We start from the raw sequence: 16,540 nt of genomic DNA, 5'->3' as shown, positions 1-16,540 counted from the left end.
CATGTTTAATGAAAAGGGTCAGCTCAAGTGTTCCTTTTGCGGCAAACTGCAGGATCAGGTAAAGAAGCTGGTGGCTGGTCCCGGGGTATACATCTGTGACGAATGTATCGAACTGTGCAACGAGATTATCGAAGAAGAACTGAGTGAGGATCTGGGACTGGACCTGAGTGACATCCCGAAGCCGAAAGAAATCAAGGAGATCCTGGATCAGTACGTCATCGGCCAGGAGGCGGCCAAAAAGTCGCTTTCCGTAGCTGTTTACAACCATTACAAGCGGATCAACCTGGGCGGTAAAATTGATGACGTGGAGTTGCAGAAGAGCAACATCGTCATGCTGGGTCCCACCGGATGCGGCAAAACGTTGCTGGCCCAGACGCTGGCCCGTCTGTTGAATGTGCCATTTGCCATTGCCGACGCCACCTCCCTGACTGAGGCCGGTTACGTGGGCGAAGACGTGGAAAACATTTTGCTCAAATTGATTCAGGCTGCGGATTATGATGTGGAAAAAGCGGAAAAGGGCATTGTTTATATTGATGAAATCGACAAGATTGCCCGCAAGTCGGAAAACCCGTCCATTACCCGGGATGTGTCCGGTGAAGGCGTCCAGCAGGCGCTGCTGAAAATCCTGGAGGGCACGGTGGCCAGCGTTCCGCCCCAGGGCGGCCGCAAGCATCCGCATCAGGAATTCATTCAGCTGGATACCACCAATATCCTGTTTATATGCGGCGGCGCCTTTGACGGAGTGGATAAGATCATCCAGAACCGCATCGGCAAGAAGGCCATGGGTTTCGGTGCCGAAATACAAACCAAACGGGAACAGAATATCGGGGAAATCCTGTCCCACATCCTGCCCGAGGATCTGTTGAAATACGGCCTGATCCCCGAGTTTGTGGGCCGGTTGCCCATTATTGTCACGGTGGATGCCCTGGATGAGGATGCATTGATCCGCATTCTGACCGAACCGAAAAACGCGCTGGTCAAGCAATACGAGAAGCTTTTCGAACTGGACGGCGTGAACCTGGAGTTTCAGCCCGACGCCCTGCGCACCGTGGCTCAGGAGGCCATGAAGCGCAACACCGGCGCCCGCGGCCTGCGGGCCATCCTGGAGGAAATCATGCTGGAAGTGATGTATGAGATTCCTTCCCGGGAGGATATCGCCCGGGTGGTGATTACCAAAGACACCATCCTCAAGAAGGAAAAACCGCTCATTGTGGCCATGGATCGCAAGAAGAAGAAAGAAGTCACCGCCTGAAACGGAGGCCCCGGTTTTCAACCGGGGCCTTTTGCTGCAGTTCAGCGCACCGGAGGAACTGCTGCCGGTGCATGTAAGAAGCGGGGCGGGTGCCTCCGGTGGATCATCAAGTCCTCTATTATGTGCCGGAGAACAGGGAGAAAGCGCTCCGTCAAACAATTATTACCTCCGTTGCCATGGTGTTTATAAAATTACCCCTTCCGGGGCAATAATATTATGTATATCCAAGGGCGAGGAGGTATTACGGTGTCTGAATTTCCCGCCGGTTTCGGCAGTTTTATCACCTTCATCCAGGTGTTTTTCGGTGTGATTATCGGCCTGTATTTCTGGAACCTGCTCAAGGCGCAGCAGGGAAATAAATCCGTGGTGGAACGGGAGTCGCGCAAGGAACTGGAAAAACTGCAGCGCCTGCGGGGCATTTCCCTGACCGAACCCCTGTCGGAGAAGACCCGGCCGCAAAAGTTCGAAGAAATCGTCGGTCAGGAGGAGGGTTTGAAATCGCTTCGTGCCGCCTTGTGCGGACCGAATCCGCAGCATGTGATTATTTACGGCCCGCCCGGCGTTGGTAAAACAGCCGCGGCGCGGCTGGTGCTTGAGGAAGCCAAAAAGAACCCCCATTCCCCCTTCAAGGAAAACGCCAAATTTGTCGAGGTTGATGCCACCACCGCCCGTTTTGACGAGCGGGGGATCGCCGATCCGCTGATCGGTTCGGTGCATGACCCGATCTACCAGGGGGCCGGTCCGATGGGCATGGCCGGCATTCCCCAGCCCAAAGCCGGGGCGGTGACCAGGGCACACGGCGGCATGCTGTTTATCGACGAGATCGGTGAACTGCATCCGATTCAGATGAACAAGCTGCTCAAGGTGATGGAAGACCGCAAGGTGCTGCTGGAAAGCGCCTACTACAGCTCCGAGGACACTAATATTCCCGGTCATATTCACGATATCTTTCAAAACGGGCTGCCGGCGGATTTCCGCCTGGTCGGAGCGACCACCCGGACGCCGGATGACATTCCCCCGGCGCTGCGCTCCCGGTGTCTGGAGATCTTTTTCCGCTCCCTGCTGCAGCATGAGATCGAAGTGATCACTCTCAATGCGGCGAAGAAAATTGGTTTTCCCATGGAAGAGGCCGGTGTGGCGGTGATCAAAAAATATGCCACCAACGGCCGGGAGGCGGTGAACATCGTCCAGATTGCTGCCGGCGTCGCCCTGACCGAAGGGCGCCAGCAGGTTACCGCCGCCGATGTGGAGTGGGTGGTGCAAAGCGGCCAGTACAGCCCGCGTCCGGACAAAAAAGTGGGTGCGGTGCCCCAGGTGGGACTGGTGAACGGACTGGCTGTTTACGGGCCCAATATGGGCACCCTGCTGGAAATAGAGGTCAATGCCCTGACGGTGTCCCGGGGACAGGGCAAATTAACAGTGACCGGAGTGGTGGATGAAGAGGAAATGAACGGCCGCGGCCGCACCATCCGCCGCAAAAGCATGGCCCGCGGTTCGGTGGAGAATGTGCTCACCGTGTTACGGCGTGTGACGGATGTGGATCCGCGGGATTACGACCTGCACGTCAATTTCCCCGGCGGCATGCCGGTGGACGGGCCTTCCGCCGGAGTCGCGGTGGCCACCGCGGTATACTCGGCGCTTACGGGCATTCCGGTGGACAACCGGGTGGCCATGACCGGCGAGGTTTCCATCCGCGGACTGGTTATGCCGGTGGGCGGAGTAATGGCCAAGGTGGAGGCCGCCCGCCAGGCCGGAGCGAAAAAAGTGCTCATTCCCCGGGACAATGATCAGGAACTTTTCCACACCTTGACGGAAATTGAAGTGATCCCGGTGGACCGTCTGGAGGAAGTGTTCAAGCTGGCCCTGACGGAACTGCCGGCGCCGGCACGCAAGGCCGGCCTGCCCGCCCCCCGGGAGGTGCTGGCGGCGGCCGGAATTCTGCCGGTGCCCCCGCTGACGCAAAACCAATATTCAGGCAGCTAGTGCCCGCTATATAGTGATCATATCCGGCCACAGGCCGGTTTTTCTTTTTCCGTGCCACTTATTGCTATGGCAGTACGGCCGGGCGTATGTTAAAATGAATTGTAACTAGCAAGATAACCGACTATACCTGGAAAGGGGTGCAGCAAATGGAGATACGGGTGTTACCTTTGCTGCCGTTACGGGGCATCCTGGTATTTCCCTACATGGTCATCCACCTGGATGTGGGCCGGGATAAATCGGTACAGGCCATTGAGGAGGCCATGATTCAAGAGCGGGTGATCTTTCTGGCCACCCAGAAGGAAGCCCAGACCGATGATCCCGGAATGGAGGACATATACCGGATCGGAACCGTGGCCGAGGTCAAGCAGCTTTTGAAGTTGCCCGGCGGTACCATCCGGGTACTGGTGGAGGGCGTCGCCCGCGGCCGGATCAAGAGATACACCGGCCAGGAGCCGTATTTCAAGGTGGAGGTAGAACAATATTCCGAGGAGTTTGTGAAAACGCCCGAGGTGGAAGCGCTGATGCGCAGTCTGGTGCATCAGTTTGAGCAGTATGTCAAACTGTCCAAGCGCATTCCGCCGGAAACGGTGGTTTCGGTGGTCAACCTGGAGGAACCGGGGCGGTTGGCCGATATCATCGCCTCACACCTGACCCTGCGCATCGAGGATAAGCAGCAGGTGCTGGAGGCCGTGGATATTGTCAAGCGGCTGGAAAAGCTGTGCGCCATCGTAGCCAAGGAACTGGAAATTGTTGAACTGGAACGCAAGATTAATATTCGCGTGCGTAAGCAGATGGAAAAAACCCAAAAGGAATATTATTTGCGCGAGCAGATGAAGGCCATCCAGAAAGAACTGGGTGAAAAGGACGATCGCATGGCGGAAGGCGAGGAATACCGTGAAAAAATCGCCGAAGTCAAACTGCCCAAAGAAGTAGAGGAGAAGGCGCTCAAAGAGGTGGAGCGGCTGGAAAAAATGCCGCCGATGGCCGCTGAATCAACCGTGGTGCGCAATTATCTGGACTGGCTGATCGCCCTGCCCTGGAGCAAGAGCACCCGGGACCGCCTGGATATCAAGGCGGCCGAATCCATCCTGGAAGCGGATCACTACGGCCTTAAGGAAGTCAAGGAGCGCATCCTGGAATACCTGGCTATCCGCAAACTGGCCAAGAAAATGAAGGGTCCCATCTTGTGCTTTGTCGGTCCGCCGGGTGTGGGCAAAACGTCCCTGGGCCGTTCCATCGCCCGTGCGTTGGAGCGCAAGTTCGTGCGCATATCCCTGGGCGGCGTGCGCGACGAGGCGGAGATCCGCGGCCACCGGCGCACATACGTGGGCGCCTTGCCGGGCAGAATAATACAGGGCATGCGCACGGCCGGTTCCAAAAACCCGGTCTTCCTGCTGGACGAGATCGACAAGATGAGCATGGACTTCCGCGGCGATCCCTCTTCCGCCCTGCTGGAAGTGCTGGACCCGGAGCAGAACAACAGCTTCAGCGATCATTACATCGAAGCGCCTTTTGATCTGTCCAATGTAATGTTCATTACCACGGCCAACGTGCAGCACAGCATTCCCCGGCCGCTGCTGGACCGCATGGAGGTAATCTATCTTTCCGGCTACACCGAGGAGGAGAAGGTGCAGATTGCCCTGCGCCACCTGCTGCCCAAGCAGATCAAGGAGCACGGACTGACCGGGGAAACGATCAGTATTTCGGAAAACACCATCCGCCGGTTGATCCGTGAGTACACCCGCGAAAGCGGCGTGCGCAACCTGGAGCGGTCCATTGCCGGTTTGTGCCGTAAGGCGGCCCGGCAGATTGTCACCGAAGAGGTCAAAAAGGTACGCATTACCATGCAGAACCTGGAGCAGTTCCTGGGCGCGCCCAAATACCGCTACGGTGTGGCCGAGCAGGAGGATCAGGTGGGGGTGACCACCGGACTGGCCTGGACGGAAATGGGCGGGGATACCCTGGCCATCGAGGTGACTGTTTACCCGGGCAACGGGCGGTTGACCCTGACCGGCAAACTGGGCGACGTGATGAAGGAGTCGGCTCAGGCCGGCTACAGTTACGTGCGCAGCCGGGCGGCGGAACTGGGTCTGGGCGGTGAGTTTTTCGACAAACATGACATCCACGTACACGTGCCGGAGGGGGCCATACCCAAAGACGGCCCGTCGGCCGGAATCACCATGGCCTGTGCGCTGGCCTCGGCCTTGACCGGACGAAAGGTGCGCCACGATATCGCCATGACCGGTGAAATCACCCTGCGCGGGCGTGTCCTGCCGGTGGGCGGCATCAAGGAGAAAGTGCTGGCGGCACACCGGGCCGGCATCACCACCGTGCTGGTGCCCCGGGACAACCAGAAGGATCTGGAGGATGTGCCCAACAATATCAAACATAAGCTGCACTTCATACTGGTCGAGCACATGGATGAGGTGCTGGAAATAGCCCTGCTGGAAAAGGGATACCATCCGCCGGCCGAACTGGGCGCCGCCGGCGCCGCGCTGCCGGAAGGCATGCCTTACCAGCCGGTGATTCAGGACGGGGAGGAACCGGGAACCATTCATGAACACCGTTTCAGCTGAGTTTGTGATTAGTGTCGCCTCATTGAGCCAGTGCCCGGCCGGGGGGTTGCCTGAAGTTGCCCTGGCTGGGCGCTCCAATGTGGGCAAATCATCGCTGTTGAACCGCCTGGTCAACCGCCGGGGTCTGGCCCGCACCAGCAATACCCCCGGGCGCACCCAGATGCTGAATTATTTTCTGATCAACCAAAGTTTTTATCTGGTGGATTTGCCTGGCTACGGTTATGCTAAAGTACCGGAAAAAATGCGCGCCGGGTGGGGCCGTTTAATTCAAAGCTACCTGGAAAAACGCCGTGAATTGCGCGGGGTGATTCAGATTGTTGACTTGCGCCATCCGCCCACGGCACAGGACGTACAACTGCATGAGTGGCTGAAATACCACCGCCTGCCCACTGCGGTGGTGGCCACCAAGGCGGATAAACTTTCCCGCAGCCAGGGGCAAAAAAATCTCCAGGTGGTACGCCGGGTTTTGTGTCTGGACGAAAATGAACCGCTGGTCATGTTTTCGGCGCAAACCGGTCAAGGTAAAGAGGAAGTGTGGCAGGTAATCGAACAATGGTCCACGTAAGGGGCGGATGTGTATCCGCCTTTTTATATTAACAGCCATGACTTTTGCACGCAACCGGTAAATGAAAAGGATTGTGATTGTACCGGAGTAGCGACTTACGCTGTCCGGAAACGAAACCCGGCACAGATGAAGTAAGCGAACCGGCAGCACGAATCGCGCGTCAACGTTTTTGACATTTAAATATGAACGCTCTAGAAGGCGGTAGCCGTACCGGAGGTACGGCTATCAGCAAGTCATGGTGGTTAATTGCACTACCAGGAGAATATTTTCAAGAGCGGGTCGAACCAGCGCTCTTTTTTTTCTTCCGGCACATCGGGGATGTTAGTCACCGCCGCGCCGGCAAAGCTGCTGTTCACCATCTGGCTGTAGTCCACCGGGCGGGGTATCTCCCGCGCCTGATCCAGCAACTGTACGAAATCATTGTAGCCGTCCCGGCGGATGACCGGATCGGCGGGCCAGGTTTGCTGCGCCCGGTAAAGGTTGATCAGCTTGATTATTTCCTCCCGGTTCATCCCCTTTAGGTAGGGGGCGGCCAGGCCGGCGGCCTCTGTCGCGTCGTGCCGGGCCAGCCAGAGCTGTGCCCGGTAAATGGCATTGGTAAAACGCTGCAATGCCCGGGGGCTGTTATTGATCAGTTCCGTCCGGGTTACATAAACCAGAGCCGGCAGCGTTCCGGTTTCCTTGTCCAGCGATGCCGCCACCGTGCCCAGGCGGCGGAATTCCAGACGGCTGGCCAGCGCCCCGTCAGCCAGGATATAATCGCCCGAACCGGATTCAAAAGCGCCGGCACGCAGTCCGTCCGGGATATTTGTATACAGGGTGACATCCAGATTGGGTTTGATGCCGTGCCGGCGCAGGACTCCTTCCAACAGCACCGTTTCCCGGCTGTCGGGCCGGCCGGTAATGACCGTTTTCCCCTTTAAATCCGTCCATTTGAAGGATTCGGGCGGCTTGCGGGCGAGCAGGAAAGTGTTGCCGGCATCTGTAAGGGCGGCGAAGGCCGTGGCTTTTTGGCCATCGACGGCGCGGGAGTAAACGGCATCCTCCAGCCCGGTGAGTGCCACGTCGGCGTGGCCGTTCGCCAGTGCTGCCAGCAGGGCGTCTTTGCTGGCGGCGGTGGTTATTTTCAAAGCAAGTTTTTCTGTTTGGAAATACCCCCCGGCCAGGGCGATGTACTGGGGTAAATAATCGATTGCAGGCGGTCCGGTGATCAGGCGGAGCGCCTCCGCCTGCTCCTCCCGGTGCCAGGGCCGTACGGCAAAGGCGCCGGCTGCCAGGGTCGCACTTAACAAAATCAATACGGCCAGAACCAGCCGCGACCGTTTCATAAAATACACCCCCTGGGGATTGGCTTAATATTCCTCTAAATATATTTATTTGCCAATCAGTCTTTCATGACAAAAATCACTGGCGGCATGCCATCGGCCTTTGGCGGGTGCAGCGGTGGTTTATGGGCCTCACCGGGTGTTGATGTTGACTTTACCGGGCTGCCATGTCCGGTACTAAATTTCCGGTGCCAATGAATGCTTGTTGAAACCAAAGAAGAATATTCCGGGTGGACAGGCATATGTATGAATAAAAAGGTTGTCCACGGGGGGATGAAAAATGTTCAAAAGAGTGACTATCGTGCAGTGGAACCGGTCTGGCGGCTGCGGGGGGTGGCCGGTGGCGCCGGGGGCGGTCTGGCGGGGCCTGATCTGGGCGCTCAGTCTGACCCTGGGCGCTTTTGCCCTGCTCGCCTTCTGGAACGTTGTGGCCGGCGGGACGGCCGGCCACTTTGCCGCCCTGCTGACCGCCGTCTACCTGCTGGCGGCCGCCCTGGGCGGGTTGGCCGGCGGCAACGCGGCCCGCCGCCTGGGTTGGCTGCACGGCATCCTGGTGGGGGCGCTTTACGGCGCGTCACTGTTCCTGTTGGCCCTGGCCAGCGCCGCCGTCATCCCGGGGTTGCTGCAGCGCCTGGGCGCCTGTATCGTACTGGGCATGGTGGGCGGTGTGGCCGGGGTCAACCTGCCCGTGCTCCGCCGTCCCGGCCGGCGCGACGGGCTGCGCCGGCGGGGAATGTAATGCCAACGGGCGGTACCGGTTTGAGTGCCGGCAAAAGAGGCCGGGAAGAACAGTACCGGGCGCGGATGTATGCCAACAGGCCGCAACGGTTTTTGCCGCGCGGTACATTCGCCGGGCGCCGGCGGTTGACACCGGAGGGCAAAATAGATAATATATTGCCTGAGTGAACATTTATGACGGGCTGATGCGGCCCCCGGGTTTATTGTAAAACCCCTGGCGGTAAAAGGGGTTTTTTTTGTGATCGGGCCAAAGAGAGGGGAACAGATCTGATGAGCGGTTTTGATATGCCCACCACTTATGATCCGCGGGCGGTGGAGGACAAGTGGTACCGTTACTGGGAAGAAGGCAAGTTTTTTCATGCTAAGGTGGACGCGGCGCGAAAACCGTTTTGTATTGTCATGCCGCCGCCCAATGTGACCGGGCAGCTGCACATGGGACATGCCCTGGACAATACCTTGCAGGACATTCTCACCCGCTGGCGGCGCATGCAGGGCTATAACGCCCTTTGGATGCCCGGTACCGACCACGCCGGCATCGCCACCCAGGCCAAAGTGGAAGAGCAGCTGGCCAAAGAAGGGCTGACCAAATTCGACCTGGGCCGGGAAAAGTTTTTGGCGCGGGTGTGGGCCTGGAAAGAGCAGTACGGCGGGCGGATCACCCACCAGCTGCGCCGGTTGGGTGCGTCCTGCGACTGGGACCGGGAGCGTTTTACCATGGATGAGGGCTGCTCGGCGGCGGTGCGTGAGGTTTTTGTGCGCCTGTACGAACAGGGTTTGATTTACCGTGATTACTACATCACCAACTGGTGCCCTCGCTGTCATACCACCATTTCCGACATTGAGGTGGAGCACCAGGATCAGCCCGGCCAGCTGTATTACGTGCGCTATCCGGTGAAAGGCGGCGGCTCGCTCACCGTGGCCACCACCCGGCCGGAAACCATGCTCGGGGACGTGGCCGTGGCCGTGCACCCGGAGGATGAGCGTTACCGGCATCTGGTGGGCAAAACGTTGATCCTGCCCCTGGTGGGCCGGGAAATGCCGGTAATCGCCGATGAATACGTGGACCCGGCCTTCGGCACCGGTGCGGTGAAGATCACCCCGGCGCACGATCCGAACGACTTCGAGGTGGGCCGGCGGCACAACCTGCCCCAGGTGAAGGTGATCGATCAGGACGCCCGCATGACGGACGAAGCCGGTGAATACAAGGGCATGGACCGCTGGGAATGCCGCAAGCAAATTGTGCGGGAATTAAAAGCACAGGGCCTGCTGGAAAAAGTCGAAGACATCGGCCACGCGGTGGGGCACTGCTACCGCTGCCGGACGGTAATCGAGCCGATGCTTTCCCGCCAGTGGTTCGTACGCATGAAGCCCCTGGCCGGGCCGGCCATCCGGGCGGCCAGAGAAGGGGAACTGCGTTTTGTGCCCGAACGGTTCAGCAAAATATATCTGAACTGGATGGAAAACATCCGGGACTGGTGTATTTCCCGGCAGCTCTGGTGGGGGCACCGCATCCCGGTCTGGTATTGCCGGGACTGTGGAGAAATGATTGTGTCCCGGCAGGCGCCGCAGCAATGCCGTTGCGGCGGCAGCCGGCTGGAACAGGATCCGGACGTGCTGGACACCTGGTTTTCCTCGGCCCTCTGGCCCTTCTCCACGCTCGGCTGGCCGGAAAAGACGCCGGAGCTGGATTACTTTTACCCCACCTCCGTGCTGGTCACCGGCCGGGATATCATTTTCTTCTGGGTGGCGCGTATGATCTTCAGCGGTTTGAATTTCATGAATGCAGTACCATTCCGGGAAATTTTCATCCACGGCCTGGTGCTGGACGCCCTGGGGCGCAAGATGAGCAAGTCGCTGGGCAACGGCGTGGACCCCATCGACATAATCGAAAGCCACGGCGCGGACAGCCTGCGCTTTATGCTGATCACCGGCAATACGCCGGGCAACGATCTGCGCTTTCACTTTGAACGCCTGGACGGGGCGCGCAACTTTGCGAACAAGATCTGGAACGCCTCCCGTTTCGCCCTGATGAACCTGGGCGATGATCAGCCGGAAGCAGCGCCGGATGAAGCGCTTACCCTGGCCGACCGCTGGATTTTAAGCCGCTACCAGGCGGTGGTGCGTGACGTGACCGCCTACCTGGAAGCCTACGAACTGGGCGAGGCGGCGCGCGTGCTTTATGAATTCATCTGGAATGAATTCTGCGACTGGTATATTGAACTGGTCAAGCCCCGTCTTTACGCCAGGGACGAAAGTCCCGCCGCGCGGCAGGACCGGGCGGTGGCCCGCGACGTGCTGTCCCGGGTGCTGCGCGGCGCCATGGAATTGCTGCACCCCTTCATGCCCTTTATCACCGAGGAGATCTGGCAGCGCCTGCCCCGCCGGGGGCCGACCATCATGCTCGCCCCCTGGCCGGTTTACCGGGCGGAACAGCGCGACCAGACGGCCGAAGCGGAAATGGAAACGCTGATGGAAATAATCCGGGCCATCCGGCATATCCGCAACGAGATGAATGTACCGCCGGGTAAAAAGGCCGACGCCGTGCTGGTGGCGCCGCAGGAAAACCTGCGCCGCCTGGCGGTGGCGTGGCCCGGCTATATCGAGGGGTTGGCCGCCTGCCGGCTGCAGGTGTTGCCCGCGCTGGCGGAAAGGCCGGCGCAGGCCGCTCACGCGGTGGCCGGCGGGGCGGAGATCTTTGTGCCTTTGAAGGGATTGATCGATCTGGACCGGGAAACGGCCCGGCTGGAAAAGGAACTGGCCGTTTTGGGCAAGGACCTGGCCAGGGTGCGGGGCAAGCTGGGCAACGCCGCCTTTTTGTCCAAAGCCCCGGCGGCGGTGGTGGAAAAGGAGCGGGCCAAAGAAACGGAACTGGCCGTCAAATACGGGGCGGTGGAAAAAAGATTGAGCATATTGCGCGGCTAGGCTGACCGGGATGACAAAAAAGAGGATCCCTTTACCGGGGTCCTCTTGTCGCGTGCTCAGTCTTTTTCAAATTTCCAGATTTCAGCCACCTGCTGCAGTTTTTCCGCCAGGCTGTTCAATTCGCCGGTGATCGCCGCCGTCTGCTGGCAGCTGGCCGCCGCTTCCTCGGCCACCGCGGCAATGGCCTGCACGCCGCCCACCATTTGTTCCGTGCTGGCCGCCTGCTCCTGGGCGGCGGCTTCCAGTTCCCCGATACTGTCCACCGTGGCGTCCATTTGCGACAGAATGCGCTGGAAGGCCGCCTGCACTTCGCCGGTCAGCTCCAGTCCCTGCTGCACGGCGGTCACGCTTTCCCCGGTGGCTCCCTGGATGTTATCCACCAACTGGGTGATCTCCCGGGTGGAGCGGGCGGAATTTTCGGCCAACTGGCGTACTTCCTCGGCCACCACGGCAAAGCCGCGGCCGTGCTCCCCCGCCCGGGCTGCCTCGATGGCCGCGTTTAAAGCCAGCAGGTTGGTCTGGGCGGCGATGTTTTCAATCAAACCGACAAACTCACCGATGCGTGCCGAGTTGTGATCCAAGGTGGCGATCTTTTCATGAATCAACTTCATCCCGGCCACCACCCGGTCAATGGCCTGTTCGCCCTGGCGGGCCGTGCGGTCGGTTTCCCGCGCCACGCCGGCGGTTTCCCGCGCCCGCCCGGCTGATTTGCGGGCGGCGCCGGCCAGTTGCTCGATGCCCTGCAGCAACTTTTGCACCTGCCCGGCCTGCTCCTGGCTGCCCGTACTGATCTGGTCGGTGCCGGCGACGATCTGGCCGGTGGCCCGGTTGAGGTTTTCGGAGTAATCGCGCACCAGCCCGAACCACTTATAAACGCCTTTCAAAACTTTGCGGATATTGGTAAGCAGACTGTTTACCTCGCCCCAGCCGAAATTTTTTTCCTCGATGCGCTCGGTCAGATCACCATTGATGGCCCGGCCGGTTTTGTCGATAGCCATGTCGACGGTGGATTGCAAGGAGGAATAAATCAGCAGGGCTGCTATTACGGTCACCAGCACACCGGCGGCCGCGCCGCCCAGTAAAAACGGCCAGGCGCCGCCGCCCAGCCGGGCGCCCGCACCGGTGGCCGCGGCCGCCACCAGGGCCAGTACCCCGCTCCATAAAACAAGTTTCAGCCTTAATTTCCCCACTTGACCCCCTCCAGTATCTAATTTGCATTGTTTTATGTTTTTCGCCAGGGATGAGCAAAATCCTGTAGAATTTTCCGTCAATGGTAAAAAAGCTGTCAAAGTAAACCGTGGCTTCATGAAGATATTATCGGCAATAATTTGTAGGACTTTAATATTACACGTCGAAAATGTAAGAGTGAGTTAATATTTTGCACCGGGCCGGCCCGTGATGCCTGCCGGGTTGCGGCCGGCCGGTTTGACGCTTTATAAAAGCGCTGGCGGTTTGTACCGGTATGGCCCGCCGGTTTCCGTCAAAAGCGGCAGCAATAACAACCGAGGTGACTTTCAGTTGCAATATGATGAAGCGATGAACTATTTGCAGGAGTTGACCAAGTTCGGTTTCAACTTCGGGCTGGGACGGGTTGAAGAACTGCTTCGCCGTTTGGGAGACCCCCAGCGGCGGTTGCGGGTGATTCATACCGGCGGCACCAACGGTAAGGGTTCCGTGACGGCCATGGTGGCCGCTATGCTGGAAAAGGCCGGCTATACCGCCGGCACCTTTACTTCACCGCACCTGCACTCATATACTGAACGCTACCGCATTAACGGGGTGGCCATCGGACGGGAACGGGTGGCGGAATTGATCACGCAACTGCGGCCGCACCTGGAAGCAATGGTGGCGGAAGGCTTCGAGCAGCCCACCGAGTTCGAGGTGAGCACCGCCGCCGCTTTTCTTTATTTTTGGGAAGAAAAAGTGGATTTCCTGGTGTTGGAAGTGGGTTTGGGCGGGGCAATTGACTCCACCAACGTGGTGGAAAAACCGCTGGTCACAGTGATCACCAATGTGGCCATGGATCATATGGATTACCTGGGCCACACCATCCGGGAAATTGCCGGCGTCAAAGCCGGCATCGCCAAAGCCGGGGTGCCCATGGTCACCGCCGCGCAGGGGGAGGCGTGGCACGTGATCCGGCAGGCCTGCCGGGAAAAAGGCGCCCCCCTGGTGCGGGTGCTGGAAGCACATGAGGGTGTGGCGGATTATGCCGCGCCGCCGGATGAAACCATATTTCCGGATGGCGGTCCGGCGCCGTCCGGCGGGTCAACCAATGCGCCGGCCTGTTCCATGTTATCAACGGGCGGACCGGATAGCGCGGCGGTCCGTCCGGCGCCACCTGATGCCGGGGAAATTGACGGCCGGGCGAGTGCAGACGGTGATGAAAGGCCGTCCGGCAATGCCGCCGGTTCCCCCCCGCCACGGGTGGTTACCTGGCGGCAGGGGGAGGGCGGGTTTGACCTGCGCGGACAGTACCTGTCCCTGGATGGGCTGACCGGTCAACACCGGGAGCTTTACATTCCCCTGCTCGGCCGCCATCAACTGGCCAACGCGGCCACGGCGGTGGCGGTGGTGGAACTGCTCCGGGAGCAGGGCTGGCCGGTCAGTGAGCAGGCCATAGCGTCCGGCCTGGCGGCCACCCGCTGGCCGGCCCGGCTGGAGATTGTACGGGAGGAACCGCTGGTGCTTATTGACGGCGCCCATAATTACGACGGGGCGAGAAGTTTGCGCCGGGCGTTGGACGACTATTTCCCCGGCCGGGGGGTGGTGCTGGTGCTGGGCATGCTGGGCGACAAGGAACGGGCGCGGGTGGTGTCCGAACTGGCCCCCCGCGCCCGGGCGGTGGTGGTTACCCGGCCAAACAACCCGCGGGCCGGCGACTGGCAGCGCCTGGCCGGCGAGGCGCGGCGCTATGTGCACGAGGTTTATACGGTGGAAGAAATCCCGGCCGCAGTGCGCCAGGGGATGGCCCTGGTCCGCCCCGGCGAGGTGGTCTGTATCACCGGTTCTTTGTATATGGTGGCCGAAGCGCGGGAGCAGTTCACCACCCTGACGTAATGTGAAAACGGCCGCTCTTGAAGGCGGTGGCCGTACCGGAGCATTGGAGCGGCGAGGTACGGCCGCCGGTTTTTCATTTGTGGTTGCGTTCAAAAAATTTACCGTGTTTGGTGCGCAGTGGGCCGGGTGCCGGCTGAATTTTTATGTCCGGCTCCGGCGCCGTCCCTACGTCGTAAATGAACGCCCTGTTTCTGGATAAAAAAGCCGCCGGCAACCCATAATACCACATGTCTACATTGTTTGCATTCGGTGGAGGGGTGGCCTTTGTCCAGGATGCTCAGGTGTTTTTCCCGCCTGTTGACGCAGGGGCAAAAAAATGACGGCCGGAGTTTCCGGCATTCCGGCGCCCAGTGGGAGGAGACCCATCAGGCGGAAGAATTGAAAAAAATGCCTGTGAGCGCCCGTCTGGACGACAACCTGGCGCTGATCAAAGAGATGCTCGGGCGGAACAGCGACCTGGTGCTCCGGGAACTGCGCCTGGGCGCGGGTGGCAACACCCGGGCCGGACTGATTTTTGTGGACGGCATGGTGGACAACAGCGCCCTGAATGACACGCTGATCAAGGGACTTACCCTGGAATCGCGCATGGCCGCCGTTGACGGCCGGAGCGGGCTGTTTGCCGTACTCAAGGAATTCATGATCAACGTGGGCACGGTGCGGGAAGCGGAAAACATCTTTCAGCTGCTGGACGGCGTGCTTTACGGCACGGCCGGACTGTTCATCGACGGCTGTAACCGGGCGCTGCTGGCCGATGTGAAAGGCGGGCCGGTACGGGCCATCGAGGAACCGATAAGTGAAGGCGTGGTGCGCGGGCCGCGCACCGGCTTCACCGAGCAGATCCGCACCAACACTTCCCTGCTCCGGCGTTCTTTGCGCACTCCCAATTTTGTGATTGAGGGCACCGAACTGGGCCGGGACACCCGCACGGTGGTGGAGATTGCTTACATCAAAGGATTGGCCGCGCCTGAACTGGTGCGCGAGGTCAAGGAACGGCTGTCCCGGATCAAGATTGACGGCATTCTGGAAAGCGGTTACATAGAAGAATTAATTGAAGACCAGCCATATTCGCCCTTCCCCCAGGTCTTCCATTCCGAGCGGCCCGACCGGGTGGCGGCGGCGCTTTTGCAGGGGCGGGTGGCCATCCTCACCGACGGCACACCTTTTGTGCTGGTGGTACCGGCGGAGTTTGTCCTTTTTATGCAGGTGCCGGAGGATTATTACGAGCGCTGGCAGCTTTCCACGGTCATCCGCTGGCTGCGTTATATTTCCTTCGTCGCTTCGCTGCTGCTTCCTTCCATGTATATCGCCGTGACCACCTACCACCAGGAGATGATTCCCACCCGTCTTTTAATCAGCGTAGCCGCCTCCCGGGAGGGGGTGCCCTTTCCGGCCTTCGTGGAGGCGCTGCTGATGGAATTCACCTTTGAAGTGCTGCGCGAGGCCGGCATCCGCCTGCCCCGCAATATCGGCCAGGCGGTAAGTATTGTGGGTGCCCTGGTGATCGGCCAGGCGGCGGTGTCGGCAAGCATCGTCTCCCCCCTGATGGTGATCGTGGTCGCCCTGACCGGCATCGCCTCCTTTGCCGCGGCCAGCTACAATATCGCCATCACCACGCGCCTGCTGCGCTTTCCGATGATGATCCTGGCGGCCACCCTGGGCCTGTTCGGAGTGATGATCGGCATGCTGGTCATCCTGGTGCACATGGCCTCCCTGCGCTCCTTCGGCGTGCCCTATCTGGCCCCGCTGGCGCCGCTGCACGCCGGGGACCTGAAGGATGTGGCCTGGCGGGCGCCCTGGTGGGCGATGGACAACCGTCCGGAGGAACTGGTCCGGGACGACCGGCGGCGCCAGACACCGGGATTGATGCCCCATCCGCCAGCGCCCGGCGGCGGGCGAAAAGGGGGCGGCCGGGATGGGCCGCGCTAGCAGGGGCCTGCGGTTAACCGCCCTGGCACTGCTGTTTCTCTTTTTGCCCGGCTGTTGGGACCACCGGGAAGTGGAGGACCTAGGCATTGTGCTGCTCACCGCCGTGGACGAAGCGCCGGGGGATAAAATCCGCCTGGAGACGCAGGTTTTGATTCCCGGGGCGATGGGCGGCGGGGGCGGTGGGGGCGGCGTC

The 16,540-nt window shown here is 60.0% G+C and carries 11 protein-coding genes; 9 read left to right on the top strand and 2 right to left on the bottom strand.

The genetic code is table 11. From position 1 onward, the window contains the following. Position 1: 1 nt before the first annotated feature. From clpX to yihA, 4 genes are all read left to right on the top strand, one after another. Complete coding sequence (clpX, locus tag A6M21_RS08120) at positions 2-1,252, top strand: ATP-dependent Clp protease ATP-binding subunit ClpX (RefSeq protein ID WP_066667648.1); 1,251 nt, start codon at positions 2-4, stop codon at positions 1,250-1,252. A 246-nt stretch (positions 1,253-1,498) separates the two neighbouring features. Further along, a complete protein-coding gene (gene lonB, locus A6M21_RS08115; RefSeq protein WP_242868804.1) occupies positions 1,499-3,235 on the top strand; it encodes an ATP-dependent protease LonB in 1,737 nt (578 codons plus the stop codon). A gap of 146 nt (positions 3,236-3,381) precedes the next feature. Next, positions 3,382-5,811, top strand: coding sequence for an endopeptidase La (lon, locus tag A6M21_RS08110; protein ID WP_066667646.1), 2,430 nt, complete (start codon positions 3,382-3,384; stop codon positions 5,809-5,811). Continuing rightward, the gene (yihA, locus tag A6M21_RS08105) at positions 5,792-6,376 is read left to right on the top strand and encodes a ribosome biogenesis GTP-binding protein YihA/YsxC (protein WP_066667645.1); all 585 of its coding nucleotides are present in this window, start codon (positions 5,792-5,794) and stop codon (positions 6,374-6,376) included. Before lon ends, yihA begins: the two co-directional genes overlap by 20 nt. Positions 6,377-6,627: 251 nt before the next feature. Here yihA and A6M21_RS08100 read toward each other — a convergent pair whose 3' ends face one another. Next, complete coding sequence (locus tag A6M21_RS08100; RefSeq protein WP_066667643.1) at positions 6,628-7,704, bottom strand: ABC transporter substrate-binding protein; 1,077 nt, start codon at positions 7,702-7,704, stop codon at positions 6,628-6,630. A gap of 277 nt (positions 7,705-7,981) precedes the next feature. Between A6M21_RS08100 and A6M21_RS08095 the strand changes: the two genes are divergently transcribed. Both A6M21_RS08095 and A6M21_RS08090 read left to right on the top strand, forming a co-directional pair. Continuing rightward, positions 7,982-8,440: a TIGR04086 family membrane protein gene (locus tag A6M21_RS08095; RefSeq protein ID WP_066667642.1), complete on the top strand. Its 459-nt coding sequence runs from the start codon at positions 7,982-7,984 to the stop codon at positions 8,438-8,440. Positions 8,441-8,709: 269 nt separating this feature from the next. Beyond that, positions 8,710-11,361, top strand: a complete 2,652-nt coding sequence (locus A6M21_RS08090) for a valine--tRNA ligase (protein ID WP_066667641.1) — start codon at positions 8,710-8,712, stop codon at positions 11,359-11,361. A gap of 56 nt (positions 11,362-11,417) precedes the next feature. On the opposite strand, the gene A6M21_RS08085 is transcribed toward A6M21_RS08090, so the two are convergent. Then, positions 11,418-12,551 carry a methyl-accepting chemotaxis protein gene (locus A6M21_RS08085; protein WP_066667639.1) on the bottom strand — a complete coding sequence of 378 codons (1,134 nt, stop codon included), beginning with the start codon at positions 12,549-12,551 and terminating at the stop codon, positions 11,418-11,420. A 328-nt stretch (positions 12,552-12,879) separates the two neighbouring features. Here A6M21_RS08085 and A6M21_RS19110 point away from each other — a divergent pair, with 328 nt between their 5' ends. The 3 genes from A6M21_RS19110 to A6M21_RS08065 all read left to right on the top strand — a co-directional run. Further along, positions 12,880-14,421 carry a bifunctional folylpolyglutamate synthase/dihydrofolate synthase gene (locus A6M21_RS19110; protein ID WP_242868803.1) on the top strand — a complete coding sequence of 514 codons (1,542 nt, stop codon included), beginning with the start codon at positions 12,880-12,882 and terminating at the stop codon, positions 14,419-14,421. A 273-nt stretch (positions 14,422-14,694) separates the two neighbouring features. Beyond that, on the top strand, positions 14,695-16,347 hold the full coding sequence (locus tag A6M21_RS08070; RefSeq protein ID WP_078060531.1) for a spore germination protein: 1,653 nt from the start codon (positions 14,695-14,697) through the stop codon (positions 16,345-16,347). Then, positions 16,334-16,540, top strand: a 207-nt coding sequence (locus A6M21_RS08065) for a Ger(x)C family spore germination protein (protein ID WP_486599213.1), incomplete at its 3' end; no start/stop codon positions are given. The genes A6M21_RS08070 and A6M21_RS08065, both read left to right, overlap by 14 nt.

Origin of the sequence: Desulfotomaculum copahuensis, from assembly GCF_001655685.1 — a bacterium.
In the GTDB taxonomy this organism is placed as follows: domain Bacteria; phylum Bacillota; class Desulfotomaculia; order Desulfotomaculales; family Desulfovirgulaceae; genus Desulfotomaculum_G; species Desulfotomaculum_G copahuensis.
This window is presented reverse-complemented; position numbering and strand designations above follow the sequence as displayed.